Genomic DNA, 24692 nt, shown 5'->3' on the forward strand with positions numbered 1-24692 from the left:
ATTTCTACTCCGGTGCGTTGATTGGAAGACTGAAGCTAATCCCACTACGGTAGATTTTGTGTGTATCTGGATAATTATTGAATTCTTTTGGTGTAACGTCAGCTAGTTCTCCGTGAGGAGAAAATGGAAAAACCGAACCTTCAGTAAACATTCGCAAAGATTGACGGCGTAGTTGACGACCAGAAAACGGAGAACCAATCCAACCACCTCGTTCTTGAATTTCATAAGCATCAGATTGGTCTAGTAGTTCATCTGGTAGAGCACTTTGCCAGTACAAGCTAATTAAGCAGTATTTTGGCTTATTTACTTCAGATGGTTCTAAGATACTTTTCCAATCTTTCTCAAATTCCCGATCTTCTTCATCTACCCAATCAGGTTTAAATCTTCCTGCACCACTAGACCTTTCACCACCTAATCCTTCTTCTCCTAAAAGGTCGAGTGCTAATTTCAGTCTTTGTACAAGTTTATCATCTACTGGTTTAGGGAATTTAATGAGAAAATATAAACCAGCTTGTTTATCTTCATCTGGTTTCGAGAGAAATTGTACAAAACCAGTATGATAAAAATTTGTTGCTCTAGTAGTACGGTCTACAGCAACTTTGGGGACAAGCCTAATTTTGTAAGTTTCTGGATAATCAAATGTTCCAGCTTGATTTAAATCTTCAGTAACATCAGGATAATTTTCTAATTCATATCCATCATCTTCAGTAAATCCTTTCTGAGTTTGATACCAACGGTGCCAAACTTTTAAGGGTAAATAATTCAGTTTTTTATATACCTTAGTAAATTTCAAATCATCTTCAGGGTATCCATTTGGTAAAAGTAATGGTTTAGGTAAATAATAAGTATAGCGACTGCCTTTTTGGGAATAGACAAAGGTAGAACTAATACGAAATATTGATTGAGGATTCTTTATAAATTTATCTAGTAAATCTCCAACATTATCTTTACCAAATAACTTGGCATAAGTACTTACCCAAGCACTAAATAAGGTATCAGAACGCACTCTTTCACTAGTTTCTTCAATACCAATACCTAACTCACCAAAATGAGCAAGGTTATTACTAAAATCAAGCCTGACTATTTTCCAGCACACTTCACATTCACCAAAATATAGACAAAATAAAAAGTTTTACTCTTGTACAGCAATAGTCTGTGGAGCTTCACAAATTTGGAGAAGCTGTTGTAATTGGCTATTTTTTGTGTCTAATTTTGCTAGGAAATCACTAGTATTATTAATATCTAAATTGATATTTGAATCAGAAGTGGATTTTTTCAAAATAGAGCCACCGCTTTCATTCATTTGGTATTCATGATGGTTAAACACAAATTTTTCAAATTTGACCTTGCCATAACCTCGTGAGCCGTGTCCACCTAAAGCATCGTCTTCAAGCATGGCAAGAGCGAGTGCTATATTTATTAAGTCTGTTTTGACTTCATTCTTATTCTCAACTTCTATACTGTAGACTATTTCTAAATTAAAGCTTGCTCCCTTAGGGACTCGTTCAAATTGTCTGGGAGTTGCAGCAGAGGTAATTCTATCTAGACCATTCTCGAATTTGCGCTCGGTCATAAATAGACCTGTATCAATTTTTCCAAGTTTTTTGATAGAGTTTTGCTGTAAATGAGAATCTCGGACAATTAAACGTGCAGGCGCATTTCTTCCTTTTACCTTTACATGTTCTTCTCCACTTTCATCAAAATTGCCACGACTATTGCTAGTTCTTTTAATTTTTTTAGGTTTATCTAAGTGGGGTAATCCATCAGCATCAGCATCAGTCGTTTTTATCCAAGAATCTTTACCAGTTGCACCAAACAAACGACTGAGTTCACAGCTTTGAGAACCTTGATAAAAAACTAAGATATCATTTTGATTTCCTTTCTGTTTAATTTCTGTATATCCATCTAGTATGTCATCACTTTCATAACGCCAAACTCCGCCAGAATCACGATTTAAAGGTTTATTTAAAAAACGTTCTAGGATTGAACGCAGTTTACCTTTAATAGATGAACCTGGTAAGTAAGGATGTCCTGTTATTGGTTCGCGGACAACGAGTTTATCAATTCCACCGATATCGAGTTTACCTTCACCCCCACCAATATGTAGTCCTGTTTCTACATTAAGAGTGGCTTTGATGTATATTTTTCCCAATAATCTTTTTTGTAGTAATGGAACAGTCATAATTAATCTCCTCCTCCAGCAGCTTTATGATAGGCAATAATAGATTCAACAAGTTGAAAAAGACGCTCAAAATCTTCAGTATCATGAACTCGATCAATTGCCACATCCATGACTTCTTGTAAAGGCTTCACAGACTTCTCTCTAGCGGCAGAATAATCAATCTTTTGCTTTAGCAATACCACTTGTGTATAAATTTTTTTAGATTTATCTAAATTTTCAAGAAGAATTGCATCTGACTCAGTTTCTATATCTTTTGCTTTGACAGCAATTTCAATTTTGAGACGATTTACTGAGTCTAAAAATTTCCGAATTTGATTAGTCTTCAAGCCACTTTTATTGAGATAATAACCAAATTCTTCAGAATCTTTCACAAGTTGACGAATTGGATAATCTTTCAGACCTTCTTTTTTTATTTTATTGATAGTCCTAAGAATTTTTTTTGTTATATCTGTAAATAAATCAATGATTTGAATTAGATTTCTAAAGTCTTGTAAATCTTTAACTTTATCGATTGCAGCCTCTATAATTTTTTTTATAGATTTAATCACTTCATCATCTTGAGCAGGTATCTGAAGACTTTGTTTGATTTTAGGCAACTCCGAACTAATTTTAGAAAAACTATCTTCTCTTCTGAGAGTATTGACAATTCTTAAAAAATTACTTATGTTACTAAGTTTCAACCCAAACTGCCAAATTTCATCAGCAAAAGACTCAACATCCTCAAGTATTTGATGTTTGTCGTAGTCCCTCAATGTTCCTGGTTGTCGTTGCTTGTTTTGTAAATTACAAATTTTGTTAGCAATTTTTTCACTTTTTTCAATAATATTATTATTCATTTTAATTACCGAGAACGACTAAGAAGTTCAATCCAAGTAGCGATCGCACGAAAATAGGGTGCGTTCCGAGGATTCATCAAAGATTGACGAGCCGGAATAAATTCAGACTGATTACGTACTTTTTCTGGTAGACGTGAGAGAGCATAAGCTAACTTAGGTAGGTGCAAGTAATAGCGTATATCATCCTTTTTATCTTTTTCTTGTTCTTGATATTTTCTGAGCATTTGCTCTTGCGCTTCTGCGGTATCTAAAAGGCTGCGAATAAAATTGCGAGAGTAGTCAGAGCCAAGGTCAAGTTTCTCAGTGAGGTTTTTGACAAAATCTAAAATACCGAATATTTCAGGTTTTGGTTCTATTGCAAGATAGGTTGCTGTTTTTCGATGAACATTTGTAAATGTATCATCTATTTTTATCCATTCTTCCCATTTAAAAACTTCTCCAAATAAGCCTAGACTATCACGTTTGTTAGCTTTAGCAGCTTCCTCAAATTCCTGGCAATTTTTTGCAGCTTGGTAAAGAGGAAATTTCGGTTCGTCAATACTGATTCCTCCAGAGATGGTAATATCTGGATTATGTCCAGTATAGGCGCGAAAGCACTGATAGATATCAAAAGCAAATTCTACTATTTCATTCCATGAGCCGCTGATGAATAAATCATCTCCGCCAGCATAGATAAATAATAAATTTTTACGTTCATTGTCACTTAAAAACTCAGCTTTTTCTAAAACTTTAAGTTTATTATTAACAGGCTTGATAAAATTCTCTTCACGCTTATCTGCTAAACTATTGAGATAGACTTTAAAAAAATAACTCATTTGGCGTGAAAGTCCAGCGACTCTTAATAAATATAAATTTCTTTTATCTTCATCTAAACCTTCAGCAAATATTCTCCCCAGGCTATCTACATCCATTCGCAAATAGCCTACTCTAGGAATACAACCTAATTCCTCGGCTTTGTTTGCTATTTCACCAGCTCGTATATAGCCTGATTCACCTTCAATTTGAGTCAGCTGACCATAGTTACCCAAAAGCAACGGTATTGTGTTCTGATGGCGATAGTTATCTAATTGCCAATTGTTAATTAAGAAAATATTTTCAGTATTCTCAACATTTATAGCTCTATCGATATCTTCAAATAGAAAGTAGTACGTTCCTGAAATATAAAATCTGTATACTTTCTCTAATTTTAGTTTGGTATTTAAAGTTGATTTATACGAACGAAGTATTGCCTCTACTTTGAACAATTTATCTCCTAATTCAAACATTTTGCAACAGACCCAGCAAGCAGGAGAAGAATCTGGGTCTTTTAAAGGCTTGAGTTTTGGTAAATCATCTCGATGACAAACTCGACAAGGTTCATAACTTGCTTTTTGTTTGAGGAAATCACTAAGGTAAATTTCAAATTTACGATTTTTCTGCGTGGGTAGTTGTTTAGTTGTTATTTGCTTCCAATACGTGCCAAACTCTTTTTGATTGGTATATTGAGTAGGAAAAAGTAAATAATCAATCGCTAAAAATATTTTTCCTTTAAAGCTAGTCATCAGCCATTTGTTAAAGCTGCTACGTACAAAGTTGATAACATTCTCTACTTTTTTTAGATCGCCAAACCCTAGAATATAAAAATTACCGCCGCCAGCATAAATAACATTCGTGCGCGGCAAATCTAATCTGTCTAAGATTTGCTGTACGATTTCCTCTGTAACTAATTCCAAATAAAAACTTCTTGCTCGTAAAGATTTCAGCGCTCCATCAGAAGAAATAGTGTAGATAAACTTTTGAATACCTGATAAATCACCTGCAATTAGACTGAGATATTCAGATGCAGAATTATCAGTAAAGACAGCAGCTACTGCGGATGTTACCCTGACTATATCAATTAGGGCTATGTCATCTGCCTCACAAAAGCTGATATAAGAACCAAATTTTTCCAAAATCATCATCAGCAGCGATAGATTTTCCCAGTCGTGAAGATTTAACTGAAGGTGCTTAATCTCATCTTTAATTTGCTGTTTTAATCCTTCCAATTTATCTTGTGTAGGCTTCTCATTTGAAGAATAAGGTTGAGGATAGGGAATGCTGGGATACTTATCTTTATTTTCAATCGCTTTTGCCTCCCAATAATACTGTTTGTCTTGACCTTTATCCAGTTTCACATGGTCAAATAACAAACGTAGAGGTTTAAAAATAAAAATATTATCATTTGGCTGTTGCAGTATGCCATTATCACACCAGTGTAGTTGTTCCTTGGCTTTGTTGGTCGCATCACAATCTTCAGGAAAGTAACATTCTTTTGGTAAATTAGCACCAGCCCATTTCGTCATAGCCCATACACCTTGTTGGGCAATAATTAAAGCTATATTTTTAGGAGAAGTTGGTGAATCTTTCATAACAACTTTGTACTGGCTAAGTCAGTCTTAAATAATTAGAGATAAACGATTATCATTATTGGGCTAACTGCTACAGCAATGCTTTCACTCGCCTAAGCAGCACCTGTGGAAAAATTCCTACCTTTCCCCGCACCCAAGGGCCACTTGTAATTTCCAAATAAGGTTCTGATTGATGCACTTGTTCTATCTGTGCCAAACTACTATGAATTACGGCTACAGGGATTAAATTTCCTCTATCTCGACAAAATTCATGCCATACACCTATCGCCTCTGGCTTAGAGCTAATAATCAAGTAGTGGGTACAAGCTTCTAAAATTGGCAGTTTTTCTGGCTGTACCATTCCCCCTACATCGACAATTACCAAAGACTTCTGTCGTCGCAGTTGTAATATTGATTGAGCATGATAGGGAAAAAACCGTTCTGTTAATTTACCCTTGTTGCGTAGTTTGAAGGCTTCGATTTCTTCGTCTGTCGTCTCCCTATCTAATTCCAAAACATAGTTACCTTCACCATCCCAGTGAGCGCGTTGCAGGTAAATATCAGGATGCTCAGATAATAGCGCTTGAAACAAAGCATGAGATAGCACACTTTTACCACTGTCAGGCGGCCCGACAATCATCAGTGCTGGACATAAACCAACTTCGCTAGTTTTTGGCTGAACCAGTCCATGATTTTGTCGTCCGTTTTCTGGACTTATGGGAATGACTTGACCAATATAGACTTGACGTGAGTTAGTGGCGGATACGACTGCACCTAGACGAGGATCATAGCAAGCTATCCAAGCGGTAGGATGGAGTACGTGGGTTAAATAAGAATAAACCCACATCGGTGCGCGACCAGAAATTACCACTCCACCTGTAGTATCAATACCAGAAGGTAGTTCTAGGTTTTTTAGATCCTGTGGTTCTATGACGCGATCGCTCGTAGTCAATTCAATCGATAATACTTGATACTTTAAATTTTGTATAAGCAGCGATTCACTTAGGTGTAGGTGCAGAGATATAATAACGCCCTCCCCAAATTTTTAGTAATTTTCTTTTCTCTGTTATTCTGCCATACTTAGTAGAATACCCGTCTTCTACTGAGTTTGCTATTCTTACATTAAGGTTAAAAATAAACATTGAGTTTTTAATTATGCAATCATCAACTCAATATCCCACATGATTTTTTACAGTTTAACAGCTTTTTTAAGCTCATATAAACGTTTTACATTAAGTAACATTAAACACTTTTTATTGGGAAAAAATTAAACTGAGTGTACTGGTAGCTTAATTAAATAGGTTTTAAATTTGACTAAAGAATTTTATTTATCGCCTACACCACAAATATTGCAATGGCTAGCTGCGGGACAACTAGCAAATCGGCTAGTGCGATCGCTGCGGTTATTGGTGCTGATCAATAAGCTCTATGCTAGTCAGACAGACTGGAGAGATAAACTACCTACGGTTTTTACATATTCACAGTTACGCGATCGCTTATTTGCCTATCGTCACCCCAAAAGCGATAGATTAAATGCTCAACAAATCAGAGAACAGTGTAGCGATCATAGTTGTATTTGTCATCAAACTTTCGCAGAAATTGTCTTTGAGCAGAACTTCCAACAACCTGACACTCAATGGCAAGATGAAATTATCCTGCTGACAGGAATTGAGCAACAAGAGTTACAAGATATACTGCAAGAACGCCCCTTTGCTACTGTGCATCGTTCCATTCGTGATGACTTAAAACAATTGGTACAGCTAGGATGGTTATATCTCACTGATTCAGGAAAGTATCGATATTTGGCAAGGGAAGAATTACCCAATGTTCCTTTGGCAGTATCTTCTAGTTTACCAACTACACACAACCGCAATAGCTTGTCTGACCTTTCTGAACAACAGACTTGGGAACTGCTGCGAGTTTTAGAGTCAATATCTTTTGTTCAACCAAATTTGTCATTAATTATCGGTAAGTTATGGGAGCGAATCACAGACAGTTCCTCATCAAGCAAGTTAGATAACCAAGATCCACCCCAAAGAATATTCCTGCATTTGGACTACATTCTTTCTCAGCCAATGCAAGACCGTGTGGACAATTATCAAGAACAGATAGAAGAACTTTGGCGTAAACCTCCTGGTGGTGTGGTGCAGTTTGAGTATTGGATCGCAGCTACAGAAAATAAAGTCAAAGTTACTGTCTACCCAGTATGTTTGCATTACTGGCGACGTGCTAAATACCTTAGTGCTTATGGAATAGACCCGAATGGAGATATGGGATGGCATAATTATCGCTTGGATCGGATTGCTGGTAATGGCGTTTCATCCAGCGTCAGCGATGGTCTCCGAGCGACTGGAGGTCATCGCCTCAAAGTGTTACCTTGGGGCGACCCTCTTGTTCCGCAACAATTAAAGCAGATGTGGCGGACAGGCGATTTACCCACACCAGAATATATTGCTAGGGAATTGAAAGCTGCTTGGGGGTTTAATTTCTATCTCAAAAAAGAATTGCTTATCCTCCGCTTTAGGGCAAAATTTGCCAAGTGGTATGTAGATAACACCACAAGACATCCTACTTTTCGAGAGGTTTTACATGACCAATTATCACAGTTGATTACTCAAAATATTCCCCAGTCTCAAGAACGCCAGAAGTTGTTAAAAATTATTAGTCAATCTCCTCAAAAAGATGTTTATTACATAGCTTGGATACGTGCTGGTGACATTAATGTTTATATGCGTTTGCGAGAATGGCGACCGAATGGTGAAGTGATTGCTCCACTTTCTATTCGTGAACAAATGATCTCAGAAGCAGAAAAAGAATTAGAAAATTATCAATATTAACTAAGATGCTTGTACCTAAAAACAACAACAGTCCTCAGATAGAAAACCTATTTTCACCCCGTTCTCCAATAGATTTTTTGGGTTTTGCCGTAGTAGGAGTTATTATCAATTTACTCTCTGGTGGTGAACCTCTGGGATTTTTGGGAGTAGCAGTTTTATTTCTATATTGGTTTTGGGTGGACTATCGCCGAACTAGAAAGTTATCTAAACAGTTAGGGTTATCTTTTGATAGCAAAGAACCTGCCAAGGGTGCTAAAGGATTGATTCTTTTACTTAGTCCTTACTCACCTCGTCAAGTATCATTGAAAGATGAGACACAACTCAAACCATTGGTAGAATATATTCTGACCACACCTGTTGAGAAGTTGCAACTGGCAGATTTTCAACGTATTGACCTATTTAATTCCAATCTTTTACCGCAATATCTCTGATATTAGTGGGATAGGTTCATGACAGTCCAGAGCAGATGCTAAAAATAAGTTCTCCACATTACCTTCAATTCAATCGTTGATCGGAGGAAGAAAATAACAGCATTGCGTGCAAACTTCTGTAATTAAGTTAACAATTTGAAAAGTATTAGGCGACTTCCAGTCACCCGCTAAGTAATAAATTAGACTTTTCTGTCTCAGAATTAGGTAAATACGCGGCTGGTTTATCTGAATTATTAAGTTGATGATGGTTGTGTTAGCCTAACCCTGGAAAGAACACAATTTTTGCAATATCTCCGAAAAATCACTTATGCTTGTTTTTGTCATTCCTCTGAAAAGTCAACAGGTTTCTAAAGACTGGGATAATGTCTGTCAGTTGTTCGATAGATGCTTACGCTCGATTTGTCAGCAAACTGATGCTAATTTCCGAGTGGTTGTGGTTTGTCATGAAAAACCAGACATTCAATTTACCCATCCCCAAGTTGATTACGTACAAGTAGACTTTCCTACACCTAATCAAGATTACCGCGATAAAATGCGCGATCGCGGTAAAAAAGTTATTGTCGGTGTCATCTATGCTCAACGTTTTTCTGCCCATCATATGATGATAGTTGATGCTGACGATTGTTTAAATCGTCGGGTAGCTGAGTTTACCAATCAGCATCCCGATGTTAATGGTTGGGTTTTTCAAAAAGGCTATGTATACCAAGAAAATAGCTCTTTTATTTACTATAGAAAATCACATTTTTATTCTTGGTGTGCAACTTGCAATATTCTCAAGTTTGATTTGTGTCCTTTACCTAGCAAAGATGATGAGTATCCAGATGATCTGATCACTTATTATAATGGGCATGGACAAATGGCAGCAGTCATGCAAGAAAAAGGTTTGCCCTTAGAAGATTTTCCTTTTGCTGGCACTGTTTATATTATTGGTAATGGAGAAAATATTTATCAAGGAGGCTTCTCGACTCTCCACAATGCCAATAAAGGTAAAATATTATTCTTCATCAAAGAATTACTCAAGTTTCGACCGATAACACCAGCCATTAAACAGGAGTTTGGTCTTTATAAATTGTCAGCATGATTTTTAATAGACATCTGGTGAAAATTCTTGTAGAGACGTTGCAGTGCAACGTCTCTACAAGAATTTTGGGCTGTATCTACATCATGAATCATTTTTGTTAATATAATTCTCCAAAAAAGAAAATAGAGACGCTCTCAAAAGTGCATCTCTACATGGTATAGAATATAGGAATCTGCTGGCTTTAATTTAAAAAAGTTCGTACACCTTCAGCTTAATTTTAGGGTGAGAGGGCAGCACGTAAGGCTGCACTCACTATGCACGAGATTAGTTCGCGTGTTAATCAAAAATCAAATATGAGTACTGTATTGTCAGATTAACCTGCGAAATTCTGCCATGATTTCGCTTTTCTGGAAACGGCGAGGATACCAGCTAATGCTAGAACACCAAAAGTAGTGGAAGCTTCTGGTACACGTCGTCTAGTCCCAAAGTACTCTACCTTAATTTCTACCCCTGCCAATGTTGCAATGTTATTGCTATTGTTACCACCTAAACTGGTAACTAAGGTATCAATGTCTGTGAAAGGGGAAAAACTAAAAGTTTCCCCAGGTGAAACTGCTAAAAATTGAGCAATATCTGAACTACTCAAAAATGTCTGAGGTGTGGGATTATGTTCATTGGTGAAAGGGCCAAAGTTTGCAGTGGCATTCCGAGCCAATGTGAACGTTTGTGAAACCAGAGTTAGAGGGCTACCAGAGTGAACACCGAAGGGGTTAAACGCAGTTAGGACTGCGGGATCGCCAGCATTAGGTTTAATGGTAAAATCGTTTAACTTGGTTTCTACCGTAAAAGTACGAGTGTTTCTAGAAGTATTGGTGATAGAGCCGGAGGTAGTAAGTTTAGCAGATAGCAGGCTAACAACTACTTTGTCTACTGTGATATCTGCTGTTGGTAAGTACTTGTCAAGTGTTAATGTCAGAGTGGGATCAGTAGGATCAAGATCCGTGATTTCGTCAGTGAAAGCCGCAGTATCAGAGAAAAGTAATGTTGAAGCATCTGCTTTTGGTATTACCGCTAGAGAGGCTAAGGAAACTGAAGCTGCGATTCCAACTATCTTTAGAGACTGAGTTAGAGATTTTGTTGCCATTACCATTGATTTCTGTTTGTTGTTATGCACTAGATTTTGAGAAAGAAAGCTAATGACAACTAATTCATCATTACCTCTTTCTTTTCTTTTGGTTTGGGTGGTTGTCAGTAATATCCGGTAGATGCAGAAGTACAAGTACGGTTACAAAGCTTTGATCTCAATCTCTTTTGCCATAAAAATTGGTGTTTTTACGGTGATTGATTACTACTATTAAGTTATATAACCAATTAAATAGCAAGTACTTAAGTAAGAATCCATAAAAACTTCATTATCAAATTGTCTCAACTTCAAGATTGCCTTGTTTTTGTACTAAGTACTAGCATTTTTTCAGCAAATATCAAGTTGCTATCAACTTACTAATTACTACAAAACTGGGACTTACGCAGTGTCACTAAATTTTCTGGCTTTTTTGTCAATAATCAATAGTCAATGGTCAAAATCAAGTTTTTTTGGACACAAAGTCTTGCGAGTTTAGAGCATTGTCTGCATTGGTTTTGCGATCGTCTCAACAATGCTCTTGAATAGATATGTGAATATATTGTTAATCTTGAGTCCCTCTCTATTACAGATTAAGAGGGAATTTTGCTACTTAGCGAACTGGAAAAACAGGAGTAAGATGTGACAATTATGACTCTTGTGAATCTTCAATAGTAAGTGAATCTTCAGAGGTAGATTCGACTTCAGTTTCAGGTTCTGGAACGCTCACAGGTTTGGGTTTGGAAGGTTTTGGGCCACGAGCTAGAGCTGGATTAATTGGCTGCTTATTTTCATTCTCAAAGGATGATTTTTTACCTTTACCAGACGAGCGATTACCGCTTGGTTTTGAACTTTTGGGTAAGGGTTCTCTAATATCTCCATTTCCCGAATCTGCGTCAGTATTTGCTTGAGCCTGACGTTCTGATTTTTTGATTGGACGTTCTACCATTGTTAAATTTGATAAAGATACATTTATGATACATTGGCTTGATGATTATTACATCGTTAAGGATGCTTTTCCTGGGTGAAGGAGTGATGAGTGAGGGAGTGCTGTAAAGCCCTTCTCCTCAAGGAGACACTACGCGAACGGGCATGGCTGTGCTTAGAGCGATAGCGGGGCGATGCAGCCCGTGCTGAGTTATGTTAGGTTTAGATAGATTTTTGGGATTGAAAAATGCGTAATTGCTCTACTATATAGTCTTCTAGTTCTTGTTTTTCTCTACTACTGGCTTTTCTTTGATAAGTCCTGCCTGTTTCTTGGATAAACTTGCGTTTTTCGCTGGGAGAGGCTTTGTATTTTGTTCCGGGTTGTTTCAAATTGTTTTGTAACTCTTCCCAGGTTTGTTCACCTATATTTTCCCCAAGTTTTATCAGGGCTTGAGGGAGTAAAATTTTTGCTTCTCTTTTAAAATCTTCTTCTGTCTCTAGGTTATTTAAATCTACATTAGTAAAATCAATATTAATCTGGTACTTAGTCATAGAGATATTGTAGATAAAGCTGATTAATTATCGCACAAAAAAATTATTCTTAGAGGGTGTTGGAAAAGTTTTAGTAGGTATAAAAATGTCATTCTGACTGGAGCGGAGCGTAAGGAAGAATCTGGGTTTTGTGGCACATACCGAGATGTTTCATTCCGCTACGCTGCATTCAACATGACAAAGAAACAGACTTTTCAAACGTCCTCTTAAAACCGAATGTATTGATACACAGGAATCCGATGTGATGCCTGTATTGGTTTGCCTTGTCAGCGAAACTAAAAAAGGAAGACTTAAGTAGTATGATAAAAGTGGCGATCGCTCACTAAAAAATTTGACCTATTGATTGATAAATACCTACCCTTATCAGGCAATATTCAGATGTTACAAAAACTATTTCTTCTGTGGCGGCAAAAGTTGCTACGTTCTATCATCATATACATCTTTGATCAACTCATGATCTGGTTTTGCCTCATGGTCGGGATATTGGGGGTATTTCTCAGCAATATTCCTGTCAGTCATGCTCAAGTTGTTTTTTCATCTCCGGTTGTTGTCACTACTAAACCCGGCATCACTGACAACAATCAGCATTCACAAACAATCCCTATAACTACTGTATATCGTAGTCCTGACTGTAGCTGTTGTGGTGGATGGATTGACCATTTAAAATCCCAAGGTTTTACAGTCAAAGATATTCCCACCACTAACATTGAGGCTATCAAACACAAGTTCAACGTACCTGATAACTTGACCTCTTGTCACACAGCAATTGTTGATGGATACGTCATTGAGGGACACGTACCAGCACAAGATATCAAACGCCTGCTACAAGAAAAGCCTCAAGTTGCTGGCTTATCGGTTCCACAAATGCCTTTAGGCACTCCAGGGATGGAGATAGGCGACAAAAAAGACCCATTTAGTGTACTGTTCTTCGACCAAGATCACAAAGTCGGCGTGTTTAGTAACTGGGTGATAGGTGATAGGTGACAGGTGATAGGTGATAAGTGATAGGTGATAAGTGATAAGTGATAGGTAGTAGCAACTATCACTCAATACTCATTACTCAAGACGATCTGCATCCCTCCCCTACCATTAACACCACTCCTCACTCAAAACTATTGACTATTGACCATTGACCATTGACTAATGACTATTGTGACTATTGCCAAGGTGAGGAAGGAAGTTGAACAATTGATGTCACAACACAGCCTTCCAGAAAAATGGGGACTCGTCCACAGTTAGGACACTTTACTTCATTGTCTGGTTTCGTGTCAGTTTTACTCTTTGGTCTGGGTTTTGAGTTTTGAGGTGTGAGGAAAACCACTTCAATAGATAGGGGTGACGAGCAATTACGGCATTCGCAAACCAATAGTTGCCCTACATCTGTGGTTTGGGAGACTTTCAGATGTTGCGTGGGAAAGAACTGTTCTGGTTCTTCAGGCTCAGATGATGGCTGTCTATCAAACTTTTCAGGCATTGGTTTGGTCATGGTTACTCCAAGAGCATTTATTTATTTAACTGTCGGGTACTGGCATTACAGCATCAACTCGCCATTGTTTTTTTATCATACGTTAAATCTTTAAAAGGCACGAAGGTAAAGGTTGGGGAATGGGTAAGAGGGGACTGGGTACTGGGTATTGGGTAATAGAGTGATGAGTGTCGAATTCCTTGGAGACTCACGTTGAATTATGTCCAAATTTAATTAAGAAATTTTAGTTAAAAATCCTAAAAGTTTCTTGGTATTAGGTGTGAGAAGCGTGCGACGATATGCGTCTGCGGCTTTTTTGATGGCTTCTGCTTGGGTGGGATAGGGATGAATGACGCTACTTAACTTACTTAACCCGATTTTGTGAACAATGGCGGTAGTGATTTCGGAAATCATTTCACCGGCGTGGGTTGCCACAATGGTTGCACCGATGATTTCATCAGAGCCTTGTTTGTGGAGAATTTTGAGAAATCCGCCTTCTTCCCCATCAGCGATCGCTCGATCTACACTACTAAAAGGAATGTGTATTGTCTCTACCTTTATCCCTTGTTTTTGCGCTTCCTGTGCATACAATCCCACATGAGCAATTTCTGGATCAGTATACGTCACCCAAGGCATCACTAAACTACTCAGTTTCGACCTTCCCCAGCCAAAAGGAGAAAACAGCGTATTTTTGATGACAATTCTTGCAGCTGCATCTGCTGCATGGGTAAACTTCCAGTCCATGCAGATATCACCAGCCGCATATATCTTGGGATGCGTCGTTTGCAGATAATCATTTACCTTCACACCCCGGCGTGTGTCATACTCTACCCCCACCAATTCTAAATTCAGTCCTTCCACATTCGGCACACGTCCTGCACCCACCAAAATTTCATCCACTGTTACAGAATCACGATAACCATGAGCAGAAAAGTACAACCGCTTTCCTTCAGTGACGCTAACTACTTCTTCCACCTTGGCATTTAAAACCAGGCGAATACCTTCTTTAATGAAAACTTGTTGGACAATTTCGGCTGCATCCGCATCTTCTTTATTTAAAATGTGAGAACCGCTATGTATCAGCACCACCTCACTACCCAAACGCCGAAAGGCTTGTGCTAATTCGCAACCGATGGGGCCTCCACCAATTACTGCTAACCTTTCTGGTTTTTGGATGAGAGAAAAAACCGTTTCATTGGTCAGATATCCGACTTGCTCAATTCCCAAAATCGGCGGTTTTGCGGCTCTTGCACCAGTAGCAATCACAGCTTTTCTAAACTTGAGAGTCTTACCTGCAACTTCTACAGTATTTTTGCTAGTAAATCGACCGCTACCTAAGAAAACATCAACACCCAAGGATGCAAAGCGTTCCACCGAGTCATGATGGCTAATTCCGGCACGAATTCGCCGCATCCTTGCCATAACTGCGGGAAAATCGATATCAACTTGTTGTTGGGGAATATTTATTCCCAGATTTTTAGCATTGCCAACTTCCCCTACCAACCGCGAAGATCGGATGATAGTTTTAGAAGGGACACAACCCACATTCAAGCAATCTCCACCCATGAGATGCTTTTCAATCAACGCTACCTTTAAACCCAAACCCAAGCCTGCTGCACCCGCCGCCACTACTAAGCCTGCTGTACCCGCACCAATTACCACCAAGTCATAATTATCAGCTGGTTGGGGATTTACCCAATTGGATGGATGTACATGAGCAACTAATTTCTGATTATACTCATCCACTGGGCGGACGATGACTCTCTCTAGCTCTGAATTTGACATCGGTGGAACCTCTCTCAGCAATATCAAGTTTAGCCCACCCTAATTTTGATATCATTTTTAAAGGAAATTGGTATAAGAAAGGCATCAAGAAATTGTCTTTTATTTTCTACTGCGACTATAGCCGTTCTCAGATGGATATCTCAAAGCCTCATGGGTACAGTTTCATTGTGCTGTGGCATCTGGGAAAGAGTTGTCTTAACTAATACCTCACAATAATTCTATGCGATCGCAGCTACTAAATCGCACGTGCTAAATAGTTAAGGTTTTTATCACTTCTTTTTCTGAATCAAAGTTTTTTGCTAGTTTGAAATCAGATCTATTTTTTACTCTGGGCAATAAATAATCAAAGCCAGCCTTGAAAAATTGTATTTAGTAAATGTTGAAAAGTTTACTTGTTAACAATAACTAAATTTTTCTTACATTGACTGATAAATTAACTCAAACGGCTTTTTCACAATTCTGTTCACTTAGACTACAAGGGTTTACTTAGTACACTTAACCATAAAAAGGGGTCAGAAATATCGAGGCTTGATGTTAGGTTTCACTTCGTTTTACCCAACTCATGAATGATTGCATTCCATGCCTTTTTGTGGTGAGATGTACCCAGGTTTTAGATAGCTATAGGCTCTGGTGTTCGCGGCATTAAGAGCTTTGTAAGAACACTACAAACTAAAAACTGAGGACAAAAATCATGTCCAAATCATTCACAACTTTACTCGCAGGAATCCAAGCACTGAGCATTTGGGGCTTAACCACAATTGCAATGATTTCTTTACCAGAATCGGCACAGGCTATTTGTGCAGCCAACCCCATGGATGGTGTTTGGCAAAATGTGAATCCTAATACTCGCTCCCTAGTGAAAGCCGAATATCGCTCTAGTTGCCATGATGTGATCTTATGTCCAAATGGCAACTGTCAACCCCAACCCACTGATGTGGGAAAAATCCGGCTCTATGGTTCCTGCCATCCCACCGCCTGTGACTGGGGCTGGACAAATGTTTACCAACAGGCTCCGTGGGTGCGGGGAAAATATAACCAGGGATTTGCTGATAAATGGGTGTGGGCTAGGATACAAAATAATCAATTAGAGGTAATCACATTAGCTCAATTCAAAGACAACAGTGGTCGGGCTGACTATGCAACTAAGGATTACTTCCAAAAAACCTCTCCCTAATGGTAATTAATCCTGAAAAATCATAATATTACCAGAATAACAAGCTACCCAAACTTCCCTAGTTTGTGGATCGTAAGTAATGCCGATGGGATTAGGTTCAACATTGACTTTTTGTAAAACTTTCATGTCACTAGTACGGACTTTACTAACTGTATTTTCACCGTAGTTCACAACGTAAAGCCTTTGACCATCATCCGATAAAACCATGCTTCTGGGAGCATTACCTGTAGAGACTTTCTGGACTAACTTGCCTTGAGGTAAACTAATCTTGGCTATTTTACCTTCACCATTTAAAGACGCATAAAGGTATTTACCAGCCGGATCAATATTCAGATGACGTGGCGAATGACCAATATTTCTGAGCCATTTGACAGAAAAATCTCTGAGGTCAACTTCAGCAATTTCGTAGGAACCCATGACAGCAACATAGGCTTTTTCTGATGTGGCATTGACAGCAATTCCGCGCGGATATCGACCTAATTTAATCCTGTGAATTTCCTGATTTTTCTGAGCGTCTACCACACTCAAATCCCAAGAACACCAGTTACTTACGAGGATTAATTGTTCATCGGGAGAAGTGGCGACAAATTTGGGTACAGAACCAACCGGAATCACACTATCAATCTTCAGAGTTTCGGTATTGATGCGATATAAAAAACTCTTGTCAGTATTTTGGGATGGATTGCATTGATCACTACCAGGATTGTTAAAGCCACGACCATACATTTGATAGTTAGACACCCAAGCATACTTGCCGTTGTGGGAAAAACTAGCCTCAACTGGAGCGCCTTTATACTTACCTTTAAATTGAGAATAACCGTATTTTGACAAATCTACTTCGTCAGGAATTACTTTAACTAACTTATAGTCTCGATTGTAGACAGTAATATTATGATTATACATCATATTCTGGGCAAAAAATAGACCATTCCCTGAATAAACTACCGATTTTGGGGAAATTTTGCCAGAAATAGTTTTAATTAGTGTCATCTGCCCTGAAGGACTAGGAGCATTGACTGGAGCATTTTCGAGGGGTTGAGAAGTATCTTGGATGAATGGTTGTAGTGGAGTTGTGTTTGCGAGTGATGAGGCTAATACCCGCGAACTCGATTCTAAAACTGATGATGTTTTTTGTCCGACAATCCCATCAGCATAGAGCTTGTTAGCTTTTTGGAATTTTATCACGGCTGTTGCTGTTGCCGTGTCAAACTTGCCTGTAATTACTCCCAAAAAATATCCGTCTGCTTGCAGTTTTTCTTGCAGAGAGATGACGCGATCGCTTTCGTCACCCTTTTTCAGCGAAGATTGAGCAGCTACCTGTGCTGGTTTATCCACCGGAGCTACATTAGATTCCAGTAAAACCAAAGTTTCCCTACCAACAACCCCATCAGCAGTTAATCCATGAGCTTTTTGGAATTTAATCACAGCTGCTTCCGTGACAGCACCAAAATATCCTGTAGGCTCTTGGTTAAAATATCCAGTTGCTTGCAGCTTTTGTTGGAGAGCCACCACTTGCGCATTTCTGTGACCTTTTTTGAGAGCCACGGCTGGGTTAGAAAAATTCAATGAACCCATCGCAAAGGAAACCGCTAGCATCAAAGCTCTGCTGCTATTTGTTGTCCAATTTAGTTTTTGTACGCAGACATCGTTGGCAGATGTCTCATAAGTCTCAGCTAAATGCAAGTAAGCAAGTGTGTCCATAGTTGGGGAAGTAACCAAGACCAGGATATATTTTGTAAAAATTATAACTCATTTATTTATTTATACTTATAAAATTGGTCAACTGTATAATATGTTTTGGCAAATGGGGATGAAAGGCGATCGCCCTACTTATACCAATTCAAAATTCAAAATTAAGCAAGCCAGATATAACAAGGGTTTGAAAGTGTGTATCTGTTGCATTCTTTTTTCAAATTGGTATGAGGGCTGCCAAATCCACACGGTTATCTAGTCTTGCTGACTAGTGATTTTCGTGGAATCAGGAGAGAAGTATCACCGACAACAGGTATCAGAATTTACAACAAATCTGGGTTTTCTCCCAGTTCTAACAAGCGTGCTGCTAGACGTTCAGCACGTTGACGTTCTTGTTCCGCACGTTGGCTTTCTTGTTCCGCACGTTGGTTTTCTTGTTCAGCACGCTGGCTTTCTTGTTCCGCACGCTGGACAGCTGCTTCTTCTGGCAACAATACTAAATTTCCAGTCTGATCATAAAATCTTAGCCACACACCCGTTTCTCTATCAATACAACCTTCCCAGGTTCCCAAATAAAAACCTAATGCTTCGCACCAAAGCCAGCCACGACTATCTAGTTCCAGGGGTTGATATTTCTGGTAAGAATCTAGATGCCAACCTTGGAGTGAGTTGGGATCAAATGGGTTAAAGATAAAATAATCTGGTGTGTGAAAGACCCTTTCATATAATTGTTTTTTGGTAACTTTGTCTATTCTCTGGGTGCTTTCTGATAAAAGCTCAACAATCACATCTGGATAACGTCCATTTTCATCCCAGACAACCCAACCTTGACGAGGATAACTACCATCAACATCTAAGACAACAAAAAAATCAGGCCCCTTAAAATCACGGTTTTTCACTTGGGCGCTGCTGTAATATACAAACATATTACCCCCCGTGAAGTAATCATTACGGTCTGCCCAGGCTTGCTGTAATGACCGAATTAGAGCATTAATGGCGATGCGATGGCGGTTGCTTTCCAAAGGTACTCCGTCGTCAAAAATTAAATTTGTAGGTGGCGTAGGTGGATCTATCCACTCCGCTATTTCCTCTGGTGGGTTGGTTACTGCTGTGGTGGTTTCTAGAGACATAATAATAACGCTCCCTTATTAGCATTGACCCATTTTTTATCATAATATCTAAACTACCAAAAAGCGGGGAAACCACTGAATAATTTACACAATAACTCTGGTAATTTACGGAAATTGCTTTAAATGCAGAGACTGTATTATATCAGCCTGGTCTTAATTAATTAAAAAGGTTAATTTACGAGCATATTACAGAGTTTAATTGTCGCATCAGATTTTTTGCACATCCTTTGAAGATTTTTATTTATTTTGATAGTTGAAGTAAAATATTATGCAAGGATAATATATATAAAGATAGTGAATAATAACCAGCATCAATAATAGAAAATTCTTTGATTAAGTTTAGTCAAGCTAATAGCGATCGCTCACAATTTTACTATAAATAAAATTTTCAGGTTAAGCAGTGAGGGAGTGCTGAGTGAGGGAGTGAGGGAGTGCTGAGTGCTGAGTGCTGAGTGAGGGAGTTCTGACCAATGACTATTGACTAATGACCAATGACTAATGACTATTGACCAATGACTAAGGAGTAATTATGTCAGTCGAAACTGATGGCAATGGGGAAATTAAACCACCAGAAACTAGACCGTTTGGGGGTAGTTTCATACTGTGGTTGGCATTTCTCATTTTGTTAAATTTGATTCTGTTTGGTCAACCCCGCTATCCACAAGTACCCTATAGTGATTTTGTTTCTCAAGTTGAGGCTGGTCAAGTTGCTCGTGTTGTCATTAGTTCTGACCGGATTGAATATGAATTAAAATCAGTACCGACTACAGAAAAATCGCGTCAGATATTTGCTACTGTACCACTGCCAACAGATACAGAATTACCCAAAATTCTGCGACAATATAATGTCCAAGTTTCAGCTATTCCTGCTAATCACAACAGTTGGATTTCTATTTTACTCAGTTGGATATTACCACCATTGATTTTTATTTTCATTTGGGGTTTTTTAATTAGCCGAAGTCAGATGGGAGGGCCAGCCGCTTTAACAATTGGTAAAAGCAATGCCCGCATTTATGGACAAGGTACAACAGGGGTAACTTTCAATGATGTGGCTGGTGTTGACGAAGCCAAAGCCGAACTACAAGAAATTGTTGATTTTCTCAAAAATGCCGCTAAATACACTCGCTTGGGCGCAAAAATCCCCAAGGGTGTGTTATTAATCGGCCCTCCAGGTACAGGTAAAACATTACTAGCAAAAGCGATCGCAGGTGAAGCGGGAGTGCCGTTTTTTAGTATTTCTGGCTCAGAATTTATCGAGTTATTTGTGGGTATTGGTGCAGCACGGGTACGTAATTTATTTGAGCAAGCCAAACAACAAGCGCCTTGTATCGTGTTTATTGATGAGTTAGATGCTTTAGGTAAATCACGAGGCGGAACTGGCCCGATTATCGGTGGTAATGATGAGCGAGAACAAACTCTCAACCAATTACTATCGGAAATGGATGGTTTTGATCCCAACACAGGTGTGATTTTGTTAGCTGCAACCAACCGTCCAGAAGTGTTAGATCCGGCGTTGCGTCGTCCTGGTCGATTTGACAGGCAAATTTTGGTAGACCATCCAGATAAAATAGGCAGAGAAGCTATTCTCAAAATTCATGCCAAATACGTCAAGTTAGCCACTGATGTAGACTTAACTAAATTAGCTGCCAGAACTCCCGGATTTGCTGGCGCAGATTTAGCCAACCTCGTCAATGAAGCCGCACTCTTAGCAGCCCGACGCAACCATGAACAGGTGATTATGGCTGATTTCCAGGAAGCAATTGAGCGATTGTTAACAGGTTTAGAGAAAAAGTCACGGGTATTGAGTGAAATGGAGAAGAAAACAGTTGCCTATCATGAAGTTGGTCATGCGTTGATTGGGGTTTTAATGCCTAGTGCAGGGAGTGTGGAAAAAATTTCTGTTGTACCGCGTGGTATAGGTGCGTTGGGCTATACATTGCAATTACCAGAAGAAGACCGTTTTTTGATGACAGAAGATGAAATTCGTGGCAGAATTGTTGCTCTTTTAGGTGGACGTTCGGCAGAAGAATTAACTTTTGGCAGGGTTTCTACTGGTGCTAGCGATGATATTCAAAAAGCCACTGATTTAGCTGAACGGTTTGTCACACTCTATGGTATGAGTCAGAAACTAGGGCCAATTGCCTTTGAGAAGATACAACAACAGTTTTTAGAAGGGTTTACTAATCCTCGTCGGCCAGTGAGTCAAAAGATTTCTGAGGTGATTGATTGGGAAGTAAAAGAAATAGTGGATGGGGCGCATCAAATTGCTTTGAAGATTTTGATAACTAATCAAGAACTATTACGAGAAACATCTGAAATCTTATTAGAAAAGGAAGTTTTGGAGGGGGAAGAATTGCGATCGCATCTCCACCGTGTCCAAAAACCCCCAGAAATGGATGAATGGTTGCAAACAGGATTGCTTTCTTTGCCAGCGTAGAAATTTGGGCTTAATTAACGAATGCCATCATTATCTATGGCGTTGTATGTGTCATCGGGTGAGAGTCCCAACCAAGGATCAGAATTAGGCGTGAGAAATAGTTGAGAGTATACCTTTTCGTTTAAGATTGTGATATTACTCGTCTGATTATTTGTCATAAACCACTGATGAATTTGACTGTGTAGCATATATTCATTTCTGACTGTATCTATAGCCATTGCCGTTTCAAATTTATTCACCAATTTTGACAGATTATCTGTGGGAGTTTTAGCGGACTGGAATCTTTTTGCTTTGATCAAAGCAATGCTATTTTGATCTAGTTTGGCATCAGCTAGATAAAGTTGCCCTAGCTTGTTCCAAGCTTCCTCATCAGTAACTTTTGCTAAGGTATCAGGGCTGTTAGGTTGTATATTTCTGAGTAGTGGACGCTCTACAATCATCTTGGAAACTGCCAAAGAACCTGCGACTGTTGCTGTTGGTTGAGTCGTGTTACTTGGTGATGCCGTCAGCCTGGGGGGAGAACTGATACCCAACTTCGATAAATCATTTGTCCACTGGGTTTGGATAGCTTGCAGGCGATCGCTATGATATTTTTGTAAGAAGCGATCGCGATTGACACCAGCAAGTTGACGATATTCCTTAGCTGCTACCTCAGCTTGTTGCAATTGGCGTAAAAAAGCTTTGGGACTATACAATCCAGGAATAGCATCAAGCGGACGACCAGAAGCATCTAATATATAGTGAATACTATTACCTGTAATTGTTCTTTCTAACTTGCGTCCATCACCAAAATCAATCGTCACCTTGGGTACAGGACGTACTGATTGCCAGTGTAAAATGAAACGGTCTTGCAATAATTTTGATATTTCTGCATTAGGATAAAGTGCCACGCGGAAAAACCGACTATTTGCACAACTCAAATCTTGATCAAGTTTACCCAACAACCGCAGAGATAAAATTGGTTTACCGCTAGCTTGTGCTGCTGCTTTGGCTTGTTCTAAGTCAGTGTACCAATAAAGACGAGAAGCGTAACAATCTCGTTGCTGACACAGTGCATCTAAAGCTATTCTCACATTGGGATTATTCAGTTGATTAGCATAAGTTTTTAAAAATACTTGCAACCCCTGATTTCCCTGTTTCCGTAGAGTCGTCACTTCTTGAGATAACTGAGATGCTTGACTTACCGGATTTTGAGCCTCAGCAGCTGGCAGAAAGCTCAAACTGATGAGCATTAACACACAGGGAGTTTTCAGAGGACTAAATTTCATATATTTTCTTCACAGCAGAAGCATTAACTAATAGATTGGAGATGCAAATTATATGCAACCCTATCTACCTGATAAGAAGTAAAAACGCCGTGAAAGTTTCACCTTACCTTTGTGTCTCTGTCTTGAAAAGTTCAGATGCCTGCGGCAAGCCGCAAAGCGTCTACGGAGGAAACCTCCGCTCCGACTTTTCGCTGTGCCTCTGTGGTAAAAATCATCCTTTAAACATTCCCCAGACAAACTTGCTCATAACGCTTACCTGCCATATCCCAAGTAAACTCAGCTTCTACCAATTGTCTACCATTGTGAGATAACTGCGATCGCATCTCTCCATCTTCAAACAGTTGACTAATAGCTGTGATATATTCTGCTGGTTGATTAGCTCGGAGTGCTGTTAACGATATATTATCACCATCAACAGCCAGTCCTTCTAAACCGCGATCGCTAGCTACCACTGGTACACCTGCTGCCATTGCTTCTAAAGTCTTATTTTTAATCCCAAAACCCGTTCTCAACGGCACTACACAGACAGTAGATTGATGTAGATAATCTACCATTGACGGCACTTTACCAGTCACAATCACACCGGGAATCTGATGAAGATTTAAAACTTCTGCTGTCGGTCTTGCACCAACAATGCTAAAAGTAGCATCAGGATAACGCTTTTGTAATTCTGGGAATACATCTAACGCAAAGAAACGCGCTGCATCAATATTGTGAGAAGCATCCATAGCCCCCACAAAGATTAAACTATGTCCACCTGGGTCTTGAGAACGACAAGGAAACAAATTTAAATCAACACCATTGGGAATAACCTTAATCTCAATATCCGGACGAAGTTTGAGAAATTCTTGGCGATCGTCTTGTGTTGTCACCACAATCTGCGAAAATTTACTACAGTAGCGCTGTTCGTAACGCTTCAAGACAAGAGAGAGGTATAGGCGATCGCGTAGAGCATTTTGAGCTGCACCCATCTCTAAATGATCCCGCATCCAGCCGTAAACTGAACTGTGAACATCTATCACTGTATTAACAGTATTACGAAACTCCGGACGGATGTATATTTCATTCACACTATGCTCACAGGTAATCACATCATACTTCTTCCCCGCAACGCAACCATCAACAAAAGCTTGAATCTGCGGTGAATAACGATGTAAAACATTAGGTGGTGTCGCCTTTACCACAGACTCTATAAACCGTGACGTTTTCGCCAACAACCCAGTTACCATATTTCCCGACTGGGGTTCCGGCGGTAGAGGAAAAATCACTAGTTCACCAACATAGTTACGTAGTTCTGCCACTTCATCATCCGACACACCCTTGTTATACTGTGTCACTAAAGTCACGTCATGATTTTGCTGGAGGTACTTGAGTAAATTAAAAGTTCTAATTTCCGTCCCGCCACGGCTAGGTGGATAAGGAAACGTTGATGACAGCATCAAAATACGCATATAAACTCTATAATCCTT

At 39.0% G+C, this 24692-nt stretch carries 20 protein-coding genes; 6 read left to right on the forward strand and 14 right to left on the reverse strand.

What is annotated here, in order from left to right; genetic code table 11:
• Positions 1 to 4 precede the first annotated feature (4 nt).
• From csm4 to crn3, 5 genes are all read right to left on the reverse strand, one after another.
• Positions 5 to 1096 (reverse strand): type III-A CRISPR-associated RAMP protein Csm4, encoded by a 1092-nt coding sequence (gene csm4 / locus FD725_RS25330; protein WP_179050697.1) that lies wholly within the window; start codon positions 1094 to 1096, stop codon positions 5 to 7.
• A 36-nt stretch (positions 1097 to 1132) separates the two neighbouring features.
• Positions 1133 to 2182: a type III-A CRISPR-associated RAMP protein Csm3 gene (gene csm3, locus FD725_RS25335; protein WP_179050698.1), complete on the reverse strand. Its 1050-nt coding sequence runs from the start codon at positions 2180 to 2182 to the stop codon at positions 1133 to 1135.
• 2 nt (positions 2183 to 2184) lie between these two features.
• On the reverse strand, positions 2185 to 3018 hold the full coding sequence (gene csm2 / locus FD725_RS25340) for a type III-A CRISPR-associated protein Csm2 (RefSeq protein WP_179050699.1): 834 nt from the start codon (positions 3016 to 3018) through the stop codon (positions 2185 to 2187).
• A gap of 5 nt (positions 3019 to 3023) precedes the next feature.
• Positions 3024 to 5405: a type III-A CRISPR-associated protein Cas10/Csm1 gene (gene cas10 / locus FD725_RS25345; RefSeq protein ID WP_179050700.1), complete on the reverse strand. Its 2382-nt coding sequence runs from the start codon at positions 5403 to 5405 to the stop codon at positions 3024 to 3026.
• 70 nt (positions 5406 to 5475) lie between these two features.
• A complete protein-coding gene (gene crn3 / locus FD725_RS25350; RefSeq protein WP_256871751.1) occupies positions 5476 to 6336 on the reverse strand; it encodes a CRISPR-associated ring nuclease Crn3/Csx3 in 861 nt (286 codons plus the stop codon).
• Positions 6337 to 6694: 358 nt separating this feature from the next.
• Between crn3 and FD725_RS25355 the strand changes: the two genes are divergently transcribed.
• The 3 genes from FD725_RS25355 to FD725_RS25365 all read left to right on the forward strand — a co-directional run bounded on the left by FD725_RS25355 (position 6695) and on the right by FD725_RS25365 (position 9733).
• Positions 6695 to 8221: a TIGR03985 family CRISPR-associated protein gene (locus tag FD725_RS25355; protein ID WP_179050701.1), complete on the forward strand. Its 1527-nt coding sequence runs from the start codon at positions 6695 to 6697 to the stop codon at positions 8219 to 8221.
• Positions 8222 to 8226: 5 nt separating this feature from the next.
• The gene (locus FD725_RS25360; protein ID WP_256871753.1) at positions 8227 to 8652 is read left to right on the forward strand and encodes a hypothetical protein; all 426 of its coding nucleotides are present in this window, start codon (positions 8227 to 8229) and stop codon (positions 8650 to 8652) included.
• Between the two features lie 307 nt (positions 8653 to 8959).
• Positions 8960 to 9733 carry a glycosyltransferase family 2 protein gene (locus tag FD725_RS25365; RefSeq protein WP_179050702.1) on the forward strand — a complete coding sequence of 258 codons (774 nt, stop codon included), beginning with the start codon at positions 8960 to 8962 and terminating at the stop codon, positions 9731 to 9733.
• 313 nt (positions 9734 to 10046) lie between these two features.
• On the opposite strand, the gene FD725_RS25370 is transcribed toward FD725_RS25365, so the two are convergent.
• The 3 genes from FD725_RS25370 to FD725_RS25380 form a co-directional block, all read right to left on the reverse strand.
• Complete coding sequence (locus tag FD725_RS25370; protein ID WP_179050703.1) at positions 10047 to 10817, reverse strand: hypothetical protein; 771 nt, start codon at positions 10815 to 10817, stop codon at positions 10047 to 10049.
• Positions 10818 to 11442: 625 nt separating this feature from the next.
• Entirely contained in the window at positions 11443 to 11742 is a 300-nt protein-coding gene (locus tag FD725_RS25375) for a hypothetical protein (RefSeq protein WP_179050704.1), read from the reverse strand.
• Positions 11743 to 11942: 200 nt separating this feature from the next.
• Entirely contained in the window at positions 11943 to 12272 is a 330-nt protein-coding gene (locus FD725_RS25380) for a hypothetical protein (RefSeq protein ID WP_179050705.1), read from the reverse strand.
• A gap of 378 nt (positions 12273 to 12650) precedes the next feature.
• On the opposite strand from FD725_RS25380, the gene FD725_RS25385 reads away from it, so the two are divergent.
• Positions 12651 to 13256 carry a DUF411 domain-containing protein gene (locus FD725_RS25385; protein ID WP_179050706.1) on the forward strand — a complete coding sequence of 202 codons (606 nt, stop codon included), beginning with the start codon at positions 12651 to 12653 and terminating at the stop codon, positions 13254 to 13256.
• A gap of 172 nt (positions 13257 to 13428) precedes the next feature.
• Here FD725_RS25385 and FD725_RS25390 read toward each other — a convergent pair whose 3' ends face one another.
• Positions 13429 to 13758 carry a hypothetical protein gene (locus FD725_RS25390; protein ID WP_179050707.1) on the reverse strand — a complete coding sequence of 110 codons (330 nt, stop codon included), beginning with the start codon at positions 13756 to 13758 and terminating at the stop codon, positions 13429 to 13431.
• Between the two features lie 213 nt (positions 13759 to 13971).
• Positions 13972 to 15522 carry a mercuric reductase gene (locus FD725_RS25395; RefSeq protein WP_179050708.1) on the reverse strand — a complete coding sequence of 517 codons (1551 nt, stop codon included), beginning with the start codon at positions 15520 to 15522 and terminating at the stop codon, positions 13972 to 13974.
• Positions 15523 to 16213: 691 nt separating this feature from the next.
• Here FD725_RS25395 and FD725_RS25400 point away from each other — a divergent pair.
• Positions 16214 to 16696: a hypothetical protein gene (locus FD725_RS25400; protein WP_179050709.1), complete on the forward strand. Its 483-nt coding sequence runs from the start codon at positions 16214 to 16216 to the stop codon at positions 16694 to 16696.
• 6 nt (positions 16697 to 16702) lie between these two features.
• On the opposite strand, the gene FD725_RS25405 is transcribed toward FD725_RS25400, so the two are convergent.
• Together FD725_RS25405 and FD725_RS25410 are read right to left on the reverse strand one after the other, a co-directional pair.
• On the reverse strand, positions 16703 to 18397 hold the full coding sequence (locus FD725_RS25405) for a peptidoglycan-binding protein (protein ID WP_179050710.1): 1695 nt from the start codon (positions 18395 to 18397) through the stop codon (positions 16703 to 16705).
• Positions 18398 to 18711: 314 nt separating this feature from the next.
• The gene (locus tag FD725_RS25410; RefSeq protein WP_179050711.1) at positions 18712 to 19518 is read right to left on the reverse strand and encodes a Uma2 family endonuclease; all 807 of its coding nucleotides are present in this window, start codon (positions 19516 to 19518) and stop codon (positions 18712 to 18714) included.
• Positions 19519 to 20047: 529 nt separating this feature from the next.
• Between FD725_RS25410 and ftsH the strand changes: the two genes are divergently transcribed.
• On the forward strand, positions 20048 to 21955 hold the full coding sequence (gene ftsH / locus FD725_RS25415) for an ATP-dependent zinc metalloprotease FtsH (protein WP_179050712.1): 1908 nt from the start codon (positions 20048 to 20050) through the stop codon (positions 21953 to 21955).
• A gap of 14 nt (positions 21956 to 21969) precedes the next feature.
• Here ftsH and FD725_RS25420 read toward each other — a convergent pair whose 3' ends face one another.
• Both FD725_RS25420 and FD725_RS25425 read right to left on the reverse strand, forming a co-directional pair.
• The gene (locus FD725_RS25420) at positions 21970 to 23223 is read right to left on the reverse strand and encodes a hypothetical protein (protein WP_179050713.1); all 1254 of its coding nucleotides are present in this window, start codon (positions 23221 to 23223) and stop codon (positions 21970 to 21972) included.
• Positions 23224 to 23441: 218 nt separating this feature from the next.
• Entirely contained in the window at positions 23442 to 24674 is a 1233-nt protein-coding gene (locus tag FD725_RS25425) for a glycosyltransferase family 4 protein (RefSeq protein ID WP_179050714.1), read from the reverse strand.
• Positions 24675 to 24692 lie beyond the last annotated feature (18 nt).

Origin of the sequence: Nostoc sp. TCL26-01, assembly GCF_013393945.1 — a bacterium.
Classification (GTDB): domain Bacteria; phylum Cyanobacteriota; class Cyanobacteriia; order Cyanobacteriales; family Nostocaceae; genus Trichormus.

Bases quoted from the DNA above. Each gene is read 5' to 3' on its own strand.
- csm2 (WP_179050699.1), bottom strand. From the start codon at position 3,018: ATGAATAATAATATTATTGAAAAAAGTGAAAAAATTGCTAACAAAATT.
- FD725_RS25380 (WP_179050705.1), bottom strand. From the start codon at position 12,272: ATGACTAAGTACCAGATTAATATTGATTTTACTAATGTAGATTTAAAT.
- ftsH (WP_179050712.1), top strand. From the start codon at position 20,048: ATGTCAGTCGAAACTGATGGCAATGGGGAAATTAAACCACCAGAAACT.
- FD725_RS25385 (WP_179050706.1), top strand. From the start codon at position 12,651: ATGTTACAAAAACTATTTCTTCTGTGGCGGCAAAAGTTGCTACGTTCT.
- FD725_RS25400 (WP_179050709.1), top strand. From the start codon at position 16,214: ATGTCCAAATCATTCACAACTTTACTCGCAGGAATCCAAGCACTGAGC.
- FD725_RS25375 (WP_179050704.1), bottom strand. From the start codon at position 11,742: ATGGTAGAACGTCCAATCAAAAAATCAGAACGTCAGGCTCAAGCAAAT.
- csm3 (WP_179050698.1), bottom strand. From the start codon at position 2,182: ATGACTGTTCCATTACTACAAAAAAGATTATTGGGAAAAATATACATC.
- FD725_RS25395 (WP_179050708.1), bottom strand. From the start codon at position 15,522: ATGTCAAATTCAGAGCTAGAGAGAGTCATCGTCCGCCCAGTGGATGAG.
- cas10 (WP_179050700.1), bottom strand. From the start codon at position 5,405: ATGAAAGATTCACCAACTTCTCCTAAAAATATAGCTTTAATTATTGCC.
- FD725_RS25410 (WP_179050711.1), bottom strand. From the start codon at position 19,518: ATGTCTCTAGAAACCACCACAGCAGTAACCAACCCACCAGAGGAAATA.
- FD725_RS25390 (WP_179050707.1), bottom strand. From the start codon at position 13,758: ATGACCAAACCAATGCCTGAAAAGTTTGATAGACAGCCATCATCTGAG.
- FD725_RS25405 (WP_179050710.1), bottom strand. From the start codon at position 18,397: ATGGACACACTTGCTTACTTGCATTTAGCTGAGACTTATGAGACATCT.
- FD725_RS25360 (WP_256871753.1), top strand. From the start codon at position 8,227: ATGCTTGTACCTAAAAACAACAACAGTCCTCAGATAGAAAACCTATTT.
- FD725_RS25425 (WP_179050714.1), bottom strand. From the start codon at position 24,674: ATGCGTATTTTGATGCTGTCATCAACGTTTCCTTATCCACCTAGCCGT.
- FD725_RS25370 (WP_179050703.1), bottom strand. From the start codon at position 10,817: ATGGCAACAAAATCTCTAACTCAGTCTCTAAAGATAGTTGGAATCGCA.
- FD725_RS25420 (WP_179050713.1), bottom strand. From the start codon at position 23,223: ATGAAATTTAGTCCTCTGAAAACTCCCTGTGTGTTAATGCTCATCAGT.
- FD725_RS25365 (WP_179050702.1), top strand. From the start codon at position 8,960: ATGCTTGTTTTTGTCATTCCTCTGAAAAGTCAACAGGTTTCTAAAGAC.